Origin of the sequence: Muriicola sp., assembly GCF_041567615.1 — a bacterium.
GTDB lineage: Bacteria > Bacteroidota > Bacteroidia > Flavobacteriales > Flavobacteriaceae > Muriicola.
The window spans coordinates 1-9,530 of the sequence record NZ_JBFGBM010000101.1 but is presented as its reverse complement, the minus strand read 5'-3'; the positions used below and the strand labels follow the sequence as shown (position 1 = coordinate 9,530).

10 protein-coding genes and 1 pseudogene are annotated in these 9,530 nt (G+C 50.5%); 4 read left to right on the top strand and 7 right to left on the bottom strand.

Translation table 11 applies throughout. From position 1 onward, the window contains the following. The 3 genes and pseudogenes from ABYP73_RS08245 to ABYP73_RS08235 form a co-directional block, all read right to left on the bottom strand. A pseudogene (locus ABYP73_RS08245) lies at nucleotides 1-454 on the bottom strand (M20 family peptidase); the annotation flags it as partial. Between the two features lie 31 nt (nucleotides 455-485). Next, nucleotides 486-1,466 (bottom strand): PLP-dependent cysteine synthase family protein, encoded by a 981-nt coding sequence (locus tag ABYP73_RS08240; protein WP_372946254.1) that lies wholly within the window; start codon nucleotides 1,464-1,466, stop codon nucleotides 486-488. A gap of 78 nt (nucleotides 1,467-1,544) precedes the next feature. Then, entirely contained in the window at nucleotides 1,545-2,786 is a 1,242-nt protein-coding gene (locus ABYP73_RS08235; RefSeq protein WP_372974003.1) for an ABC transporter permease, read from the bottom strand. A 132-nt stretch (nucleotides 2,787-2,918) separates the two neighbouring features. On the opposite strand from ABYP73_RS08235, the gene ABYP73_RS08230 reads away from it, so the two are divergent. Next, on the top strand, nucleotides 2,919-4,136 hold the full coding sequence (locus ABYP73_RS08230) for an exo-beta-N-acetylmuramidase NamZ domain-containing protein (RefSeq protein WP_372974002.1): 1,218 nt from the start codon (nucleotides 2,919-2,921) through the stop codon (nucleotides 4,134-4,136). Here ABYP73_RS08230 and ABYP73_RS08225 read toward each other — a convergent pair. Next, complete coding sequence (locus ABYP73_RS08225) at nucleotides 4,127-4,972, bottom strand: sterol desaturase family protein (protein WP_372945481.1); 846 nt, start codon at nucleotides 4,970-4,972, stop codon at nucleotides 4,127-4,129. The two genes, ABYP73_RS08230 and ABYP73_RS08225, sit on opposite strands and share 10 nt — an antisense overlap. Nucleotides 4,973-5,013: 41 nt before the next feature. Continuing rightward, on the bottom strand, nucleotides 5,014-5,508 hold the full coding sequence (locus tag ABYP73_RS08220; RefSeq protein ID WP_372945484.1) for a YkgJ family cysteine cluster protein: 495 nt from the start codon (nucleotides 5,506-5,508) through the stop codon (nucleotides 5,014-5,016). Nucleotides 5,509-5,595: 87 nt separating this feature from the next. On the opposite strand from ABYP73_RS08220, the gene ABYP73_RS08215 reads away from it, so the two are divergent. Then, nucleotides 5,596-6,315 carry a class I SAM-dependent methyltransferase gene (locus ABYP73_RS08215; protein ID WP_372974001.1) on the top strand — a complete coding sequence of 240 codons (720 nt, stop codon included), beginning with the start codon at nucleotides 5,596-5,598 and terminating at the stop codon, nucleotides 6,313-6,315. 105 nt (nucleotides 6,316-6,420) lie between these two features. Next, entirely contained in the window at nucleotides 6,421-7,191 is a 771-nt protein-coding gene (locus tag ABYP73_RS08210; protein ID WP_372974000.1) for a hypothetical protein, read from the top strand. Nucleotides 7,192-7,202: 11 nt separating this feature from the next. Here the strand turns inward: ABYP73_RS08210 and ABYP73_RS08205 are convergent, their stop codons facing one another. After that, a complete protein-coding gene (locus ABYP73_RS08205; RefSeq protein ID WP_372973999.1) occupies nucleotides 7,203-7,835 on the bottom strand; it encodes a 7-carboxy-7-deazaguanine synthase QueE in 633 nt (210 codons plus the stop codon). 57 nt (nucleotides 7,836-7,892) lie between these two features. Beyond that, entirely contained in the window at nucleotides 7,893-8,345 is a 453-nt protein-coding gene (locus ABYP73_RS08200) for a Rid family detoxifying hydrolase (RefSeq protein ID WP_372973998.1), read from the bottom strand. A gap of 58 nt (nucleotides 8,346-8,403) precedes the next feature. Between ABYP73_RS08200 and ABYP73_RS08195 the strand changes: the two genes are divergently transcribed. After that, the coding region (locus tag ABYP73_RS08195) for a helicase HerA-like domain-containing protein (protein ID WP_372973997.1) at nucleotides 8,404-9,530 on the top strand (1,127 nt) is incomplete at its 3' end.

The window sequence follows — 9,530 nt, the reverse complement described above, 5'->3', positions numbered from 1 at the left end:
CGTAAAGGATGATCACGTTTCCCCCCTTCATATCGTTTCCCCCGGGGGCGTGAGCGGTACTGTCATTGATCATTTCAAACAGCTGAAACGGACTGTTCTCTTCAAATACGGTATCCAAATGACCGATCAGCAGCAGGCGTTTTCCTTTGGTTCCCTCCTTTTCTGCAAAAAGGTGTCCCGCCCTGTTCATCTCAGGGGGCATCTCGATCCAGCGGGTTCCGAATCCTATTTCCTCAAAGGCATTTCCAAAGACGGTTCCCACTTCCCTGACCCCTTTGGCATTGAGCGTCCCGCTATTGATATTGACCACTTGCTCAAGGAAATCAATGGCCTCCGCATTGTTCTTTTCAACGGCGGCCAGGATCTTCTTTTCAGTTCGGGACAGCTTCTGGGAAAAGCCGGGGAGGGTGATGGCAAAAACCATCACAAGGAGGAGAATCTGTTTAAATTTCATGGTATTTCTTTGGGGATAAAAGATAGGGAATCTATTCAAGAAAGCCTTGTTTTTTCATCCATTCGTCATTGTAGATTTTGCCAACATAGCGGCTGCCATGGTCGTGGAACAGAACGACTACTACATCGTCCTTTCCAAAGTGCTCTCTGAGCTGCAGAACCCCTTTGATCGCAGCTCCTGCCGAATTCCCGAGGAACATCCCCTCTTCCCGGGCCAGTCTCCTCGTATAGACCGCCGCGTCCTTATCGGTTACCTTGGTGAAGCCGTCGATGATATCGAAATCGACATTCTTAGGCAGTATATCCTCCCCGATCCCCTCTGTGATATAGGGATAGATCTCATTCTCGTCAAAAATGCCCGTTTCGTGGTATTTCTTGAAGACGCTGCCATAGGTATCCACCCCCCAGATCTTGATGTCGGGGTTTTGAGACTTCAGGTACCTCCCTACCCCTGATATAGTCCCCCCTGTACCCACGCCCACGACGAAATGGGTGACCTTTCCGTCTGTCTGTTCCCAGATCTCCGGTCCTGTCGTAAGGAAATGGGCCTTTGTATTGGAAAGGTTATCGTACTGGTTCACATACCAGGAATTGGGGATCTCTTCAGAAAGGCGTCGGGCGGTCGAATAGTAACTCCGGGGATCGTCCGGGGCCACATCTGTCGGACAGACATAAACCTCGCTTCCCATCCCCTTGAGGATATCGATCTTCTCCTTGGATTGTTTGTCAGAGATCACACAGATCATCTTGTATCCTCTCACCGCAGCTACCAGAGCCAGGCCCATCCCTGTATTTCCCGAAGTCCCCTCGATGATCGTACCCCCGGGCTTTAGTTTTCCCTGAGCTTCGGCGTCATCAACCATCTGCACCGCCATCCGGTCCTTGACCGAATTCCCCGGATTAAAAGTTTCGTATTTGGCAAGCACAAGACAGGGCAAATCCCGTGTCAGCACATTCATTTTCACAAGGGGCGTACTCCCGATCGTCCCCAGAATATTATCAGCGTAATCCATAGAATGCAAAGATAGGAGTTCCTCCATTCTGCCTGGAACAGGAAAACGAATTTGATAGCATTTTAACAGGTGACCCCGTCAATCGAATGCAATGGCTTTTACCGGACTGATCCGGGTAATGATATGGGAAGGGATGAGCATCATGAGCATACAGAGCAGCATCACGCCGACATTTAAAAGAAGAACCATGGGCATGTCTATGTAGACAGGGATGTAATCGATGTAATACTCCTGGGGGTTTGGAAACCTGAAATAGCGATAGGTATCCTGGAACCAGATCAACCCAAGGCCCAGGAGGTTTCCCCAGAAAAGTCCGATGAGGATCAGGTAGGCCGCATTGTAGAGAAAGATCTTCCGAATACTCCAGTTATCCGCTCCCAGGGCCTTCAGGATCCCTATCATGGGCGTACGTTCAAGGATCAGCACCAGCAGGGCCGTGATCATATTGATCCCTCCCACGATGATCATGATGCCTATAATAATGGCGATATTAAAATCGAACAGCCCTATCCATTCAAAGATCTTGTAATACTTATTCTCGATGGTCTGGGTGTCGAGGGTACTCAGGGTCTGCCCATAGATCTGAGCGCTCTTTTCCCCTATCTCATCAAAATCGTCGAGGAACACCTCAAAATTGCCTACCTCATTTTCCCCCCACTGATTCATTCGCTGTATATGGCGGATATCCACAAGAATATAGGTGCCGTCGAATTCCTCAAATCCGCTGTCGTAGATCCCGGTAATTGAGAACCTGCGCTGGTTGGGGACCTTGGAGGGATCCTCCTCTTTGAGAAAGAAGGTGTAAAATGTATCCCCCACATCCATCTGCAGCCGGGAGGCCATCAGCCGAGACATCAGGACTTCTGTATTCAGCTCCCCTGTATATTTGGGGAGGTCCCCCCTGACCAGGAACTCCTCAAAAGCCGTCCAGTCATAGTCGGGCCCTACCCCTTTGGCGATAATGCCCTCAAAGGTATCTTCCGTTCTGATGATCCCCGCCTTGGTCGCCACGGCCTGCACATGGCTGACCCCTTCTACAATATTGAAATCGGGATAAAAATCCTGTTGACGGGAAACCGGGATCACCGAAACCTCGGAATTGTTGTTGTCGTAATTGTAGATCTGTATGTGGCCGTTGAAAGCGGCGATCTTTTCCCGTATCTTGTATTTGAGTCCGACCCCCGTTGCAATAGCGATCAGCATCATCAAAATCCCCAGGGCAATAGCCGCAATGGCTATTTTTATTATTGGGGCGGAAATGCTAATTTTATGCTGCTTTCCCTTGATGAGGCGCTTTGCGATAAACAGTTCTAAATTCAACCGATGTTCTTTTTTCTTCCCCAAAAATACAGTTTTCAGCTGTTAGTCAGCGTTGTTCCCTTCTCGGGAATAAAGGAATGTGCCTTGAGGGTGCCTGTTCGAATGATCATCCCCTTCTTGTGTTTGCTGTTAATGCCCGTTATCCTCAGTTGCGGGCGAAAAGGAAATGCCTCGGCAACGACCTCAGAGATCGCAGATTCAACGCAACAGGATTCGGCCGATACAACACTCAGGATTGCCGCAAATCGCACCGAGGCCTATTTCCCCTTACTGATGGGCAAGAAGATCGGACTTGTCGCAAACCAGACCAGTGTCATTTTCAGGGAACCCGGGCAACCCGGAATGAAAACTACCTTTACTCATCTGGCTGATTCCCTGCTTTCTGCAGGGATCGACCTGGTTAAGGTCTTCGCCCCCGAGCACGGTTTCAGAGGTACAGCCGATGCAGGGGAAGAAGTGAGTGACGGGGTGGACAGGCGAAGTGGGCTGCCGGTCATTTCCCTCTACGGTAAGGATCGCAAGCCGTCTAAGGCACCTCGGGAAGGTCTGGACCTTGTGGTCTTTGACATACAGGATGTAGGGGTGAGGTTTTACACCTATATCGCTACCCTGCAGCTGGTGATGGAAGCCTGTGCAGAATCAGGCATACCCGTGATCGTCCTCGACCGGCCCAATCCCAACGCTCATTACATGGATGGCCCCACCATGGAACCCCACCTGACCGGATTTCTGGGTCTTAACCCCATCCCCCTGGTTTACGGTATGACCATTGGGGAATACGCGACTATGGTCAATGGGGAAGAATGGATGGACAACGGGATCAAAGCCGAGTTGACGGTGATCCCCCTGGAGAACTACCGGCACGACATGAGGTACAGCCTGCCCATCAAACCCTCCCCTAACCTTCCCAATGACAAGGCCATTGATCTCTATCCCAGCCTGGGCCTTTTTGAAGGCACCAACATCAATGCCGGGAGGGGTACAGACGGGCAGTTCCAGCGGTACGGGGCGCCTTTCCTCAACAGGGAGTTCTTTACATTTAAATATACTCCCGAATCCAATCCGGGGGCGAAGCACCCCAAGCACCTGGGGGAGATTTGCTACGGGGAAGACCTGAGTGCCGAACCTGAACTGAGAAGAGTATCATTGGCATACCTCCTCAAAGCCTACCGGCACTGCGATCGGAAAGACCTCTTTTTCAATACCTCGGGTTTTAGTAAACACGCCGGCACCGAAAAACTTCAAAAACAAATAGAAGCAGGGCTTAGTGAGGAAGAGATCCGAATGACCTGGAAGGCAGACCTCGATGCTTTCCAAAAAATCAGAAAAAGATACCTGCTCTATCCCTGATCGAACTGGCTCCCGTCAGTGGGTTTGCGGTATTTGTGAAAGGGTTGTTTCAACAGCCCCCCAATAGATCCATTCTCCTTTCTGTCGGGAAAGGTATCCACCCCGTAAACGATGGATTCCCGGTCTAGCTCCATATAGGTCCCGAAGAGGCGATCCCAGACGGAGAAAATATTTCCGTAATTGGAATCCGTATAGGGCAGTACGTAGTGGTGGTGCACCTTGTGCATGTCTGGTGAGACCAGGATGTAGCTGATAGCTTTGTCGACCTTCCTGGGAAGGCGGATGTTGGCATGACCGAACTGGGTCGCGACAAGCGAGAGAGATTGATACAGCATAACGATCCCAATGGGCGTCCCGACCAATAACACGCCTAAAAGAGTAAAACTGAAGCGGATCAGGCTCTCGAGGGGGTGGTGCCTGTTGGCGGTGGTGGTGTCTACCTCGTGATCTGTATGGTGCACCAGGTGGATCATCCACAGGGGCTTCACATTGTGTTCGACGTAATGTGCTAAGTAGGCCCCGAAGAAATCGAGCAGCATCACGCCAAGGATCACATACGCCCACAGGGGCATCTCCGGTAACCAGTTGATGATCCCAAAATCAGTAGCAGCCACCCAGTCACTGGTCTTCAACAGGAGGAAGGCCAGGCCAAAATTGATCACAATGGTCGTGAGGGTGAAAAAAAAGTTTGGGATGGCGTGCCTCCATTTCCGGTATCGGAAGCGAAACAAAGGGACAGCCCCTTCGAGAAGCCAGAAAAAAGTAATTCCCAACACCAGAATAAGGCTTCGATGTGAGGATGGGATGGTCTCGAAATACTGCATCAAGCTTTCCATAATCTCAAAAATAAAGAAAACCTACACAAGATACCAATGGGCTAAACCCTGACCCTCCTCTTCATTTCCTCGACGATATTAAAGGCCGCAGGACAGATAAAGGTATTTTTTACGGTCAGTTTCCCGAGCTGCTCAAATCTGCGGCGGTCTGTGTGGGGATATTCCCGACAGGCTTTAGGCCGCACTTCATAAATACTGCAATAATTATCTGCTCCCAAAAACGGGCACGGTAATTCCCGAAGGACACTATCGCCATCCTCATCCGTCTGTAGATAGGTCTCTTCAAATTTCGCTGCCTTTATCTTGAGGTGTTTTGAGATCCTGTCTATATCGGCCCGGGTAAAGAGCGGACCGGTGGTCTTGCAACAATTAGCACAACTTAGGCAATCCGTACGCTCAAATTCTGCATGGTGCAGTTCCTGCATGGTGGTGTCCAGGTCCCTGGGAGGTTTTTTCTTGAGTCGTTTAAAGAATCGACGGTTTTCGCCTTCCTTTTCCCTGGCTTTTTGCGGAAGGAGGTCGAGCACTTCTTTCATAAGGTCATCAGGTATATTTCCTGTCGGCATGTTTTCTTTTTTCACGACTCCTGCAAATATCCCATTTTTGTATCAAAATTCGGGCTGATGAGGACTGATGTCTTTGGCATGGCCATGCGGGATTACCATTTTTCTGGGGATAAGGAGGGCGAGATCCGCACCTATTCTTCCCTCGGGGAGGAAGACGCATTGCCCGTTGCCTACCTGTTCAGGGAATACGGCGCCATGCCCGAACTGGAAAAGGAGGCACTGGACCTCTGCAGGGGTCGTGTGCTGGATATCGGCTGTGGGGCCGGCAGTCACAGCCTGCACCTCAAAGAAAGGGACCTTGATGTCACTTCCCTGGATATTTCGCCAGGGGCTGTGGACGTATGCCGGGCCCGGGGATTGACTGGCGTGATAGCAACCAATTTCTGGGAATATGAAGAAAAAAAGTTTGACACCCTGTTGCTGCTTATGAACGGGATCGGGATCGCAGGTCGGGTAGGACGTCTTCCCGAGTTTTTCCAAAAGGCCAGAGCGCTGCTGAACCCGTCGGGGCAGATCCTGTTCGACTCCAGTGATATCATCTACATGTTCGACAAGGATGAGCATGGGGAATACGAATTTCCCTCTCCTGAAACCTATTACGGGGAGGTGGAATTTGAAGTGGCTTATAAGGATATGAGAAGCGAGCCTTTTCCGTGGTTGTACATCGATTCAGGCGTCATGGAAAAAGTAGCCGCAGACCACGGTTTTGCTTTCGAACTTGTAAGGAAAGGGGATCATTTCGACTATTTGGGTAAATTAAGCCCTTTGGAATACTAGTGAGCCCTATTTTTCGTTCTACGTAGGGTATTGACGCGCTCACTTGTTATAGAAGTACAGAATAAAATGACGGGTATGTTTTTTATGAAGCGATTTTTTTTACTGATGGCAGGAATCCTTTTCCTGGCCGCCTGTTCCAAGGATACCGACAATGGAAATACACCAGATCCGATAGACCGGTCTGCAAACTTGCTGGCCACCGGAGATTCAGCCAATGATATCCTTACCAATGATACTTATGAACGCCTGCTGATCGAGATCGGTTACGTGACCGGGTTCAGGCCCAGCGCGGAAGCTATGAACAACTTCCAGGCATTTTTGCAGCAACTCACCTTTAAACAGGATATTGTCTTACAGTACCTGGAACTGCCGAGTCCGAACAAGAACGAACTCAGCCTGCAGGAGGTGGCAGACCTGGAATTCGACAACAGGACGGCCTATAACGAAGACAACACCCTGGCTATCTATATCTATTTTGCCGATGCCCCTTCGGATACGGATGACCCGCAGGAAGGAACCGTAACCCTGGGTGCCGTTTATCGGAATACCTCCATGGTCATCTACGAAACCACTGTCAGGGAGATTGCTCTGAAAAGCAGTCAGGTTACTATAGAAGATGTTGAGACGGCTACTCTCAACCACGAATTTGGACACCTTCTTGGGCTTGTCGATTTGGGAACCCCTCCGGTAAATGCCCATGAGGATCCCAATGCCGAACACCATTGTGATGTCGATGGTTGCCTTATGCGGGCCGAAATAGAATTCGGCAGCGGGTTGCTCGGTGCGATGAATAAGCGCATGCTAGCCGGAAAAGGTGCCGTACCGGGACTCGACTCGGAGTGCATAACAGATCTGCAGGCTAACGGCGGCCGCTAAACGCCTGTTTTTCAGGGGATATTCAGGTACTTGTGTGTCTGAAGGGATACCTTCCATTTGGGGTTGGCCATGACGTATTCCACGATATAAGGGGTGACCTTTTCCCGTACGCTCCATTCGGGCTGTAGATACAGGATACAGTCGGGACCCACCTTTGCAGCGTGTTCTTCAGCAAATCGCAGATCGTCCCTGTTGTAAACGATCACCTTCAGTTCATCCGCTTTCTTGTGAATATCTCCCACCGGTGCTTTGTTCTTCTTGGGAGAAAGGCAGATCCAATCCCATGACCCGGTAAGGGGGTATGCCCCTGAGGTTTCAATGTGGGTTTTTAGGTTTTTAGCCTTGAGCAGGGTGGTAAGGGGCGCCATATCCCAGGTAAGGGGTTCACCCCCCGTTACCACGATGGTATCCGAACACTTGGCAGCGTTCTCTACTATGGTCTCTATGGCCGTGGGAGGATGAATAGCCGCATTCCAGCTCTCCTTCACATCACACCAGTGACATCCTACATCGCACCCGCCTACCCTGATAAAATAGGCAGCTGTCCCCTTGTGGTACCCTTCGCCCTGGATCGTGTAGAATTCTTCCATGAGGGGGAGCATAATCCCCCGATCTACCAACTCCATGATCTCTTTGACTTCCATGGCGCAAAGATACGTCTAAGTTGGCGAGAAATCGAACAAGTAGGCAGCAGTATCCGGCTAATTCCTGACGGCTATCACATCGATCTCCACCCTGGCGCTCCTCGCCAGTCCGGATGCGGCAAAAGTGGTCCGCGCCGGCTTTTTGACAAAGTATTGGGAATAAACGGCATTGAAATCGGAAAAATCATCCATGGTACTCAGGATAACAGTGCATTTCACTACATTATCCAGGTCGAGCCCGTGCTGTTCCAGCACTTCTTTGATATTTTCTATGGCCCGCGTGGTCTCAGCCCGGATCCCTCCCTCTACCAGGGTACGGGTGCTGTGGTCCATCCCGATCTGACCGGCCAGAAAGAACAGGTTTCCCGCTTCCACCACATCACTAAAAGGGGCCGTTTGCTTTTTGGCCTCGTGGGAAGGGTGAAAAATGATGCCCGGGTTGTCCTGGGCCAGGACGGCTGATGTCAATGCAAGCGTCAGATAAGAGGAAAGCAACAGCAGGAGTTTCATGATTTCACTTTTTTATTGTTGCTTAAAATTACCCTATTTTTATCAAAAATTAAGATCGATGGGTAGGAAGGAAGATTTCTTTGCACACATAGAGGAAGGTTATAAGACCAAAGGGGATTACATCGCCATGGGAGCAGCCATGCTGGATGGGGAGGCTGTCACCAACGCCCTGGTGAAAATCCCGTTAAAAACACTTAACCGCCATGGACTGATCGCCGGTGCTACCGGGACCGGGAAGACCAAAACTCTGCAGGTACTGGCTGAGAACCTCTCAGACAAGGGAATACCTGTGCTGCTCATGGACCTGAAAGGCGATCTTAGCGGACTGGCCCAGCCCAGTCCGGGGCATCCCAAAATAGATGAGAGGCACGAAAAGATCGGATTTTCCTTTACCTCAAAAAAATTCCCTGTAGAGATCCTCTCCCTTTCCGAGCAGGATGGAGTAAAGCTGAGGGCGACCGTATCCGAGTTCGGCCCCGTGCTGCTATCCCGTATCCTCAATCTGTCTGACACCCAGGAAGGGATCGTAGCCGTGATCTTCAAGTATTGTGATGACCATAAACTCCCCCTGCTGGACCTGAAGGATTTCAAGAAGGTGCTGCAGTATGCAACTGGAGAAGGAAAAAAGGAATTTGAAGAAAGCTATGGACGCATAGCGACCAGTTCTACAGGGGCAATCCTCAGAAAGGTGATCGAATTGGAACAGCAGGGAGCCGACCTGTTCTTCGGGGAAAAGTCCTTTGATGTGAACGACCTTACCAGAATTGACGAGGAAGGGCGGGGAATGATCAGTATCATAAGACTTACCGATATACAGGACAGGCCCAAACTGTTCTCCACCTTTATGCTCAGCCTGCTGGCAGAGGTTTATGCCACCTTTCCCGAGCAGGGAGACAGTGACCGGCCGGAACTGATCCTTTTCATAGATGAGGCCCACCTCATCTTCAAGGAGGCTTCCAAGGCTTTGCTGGACCAGATCGAAAGTATTGTCAAGCTGATACGTTCCAAAGGAATCGGCCTGTACTTCGTGACCCAGAATCCCACGGATGTCCCGGACGCTGTCCTGGCGCAGCTGGGTCTGAAGGTACAGCACGCGCTCAGGGCTTTTACGGCTAAGGACAGAAAGGCGATCAAGCTTACGGCAGAGAATTATCCCATCTCTGAATACTATGACACCAAGGAAGT

Bases quoted from the DNA above. Each gene is read 5' to 3' on its own strand.
- ABYP73_RS08205 (WP_372973999.1), bottom strand. From the start codon at position 7,835: ATGGAAGTCAAAGAGATCATGGAGTTGGTAGATCGGGGGATTATGCTC.
- ABYP73_RS08210 (WP_372974000.1), top strand. From the start codon at position 6,421: ATGGCAGGAATCCTTTTCCTGGCCGCCTGTTCCAAGGATACCGACAAT.
- ABYP73_RS08230 (WP_372974002.1), top strand. From the start codon at position 2,919: ATGCCCGTTATCCTCAGTTGCGGGCGAAAAGGAAATGCCTCGGCAACG.
- ABYP73_RS08240 (WP_372946254.1), bottom strand. From the start codon at position 1,466: ATGGATTACGCTGATAATATTCTGGGGACGATCGGGAGTACGCCCCTT.
- ABYP73_RS08215 (WP_372974001.1), top strand. From the start codon at position 5,596: ATGAGGACTGATGTCTTTGGCATGGCCATGCGGGATTACCATTTTTCT.
- ABYP73_RS08225 (WP_372945481.1), bottom strand. From the start codon at position 4,972: ATGGAAAGCTTGATGCAGTATTTCGAGACCATCCCATCCTCACATCGA.
- ABYP73_RS08220 (WP_372945484.1), bottom strand. From the start codon at position 5,508: ATGAAAGAAGTGCTCGACCTCCTTCCGCAAAAAGCCAGGGAAAAGGAA.
- ABYP73_RS08200 (WP_372973998.1), bottom strand. From the start codon at position 8,345: ATGAAACTCCTGCTGTTGCTTTCCTCTTATCTGACGCTTGCATTGACA.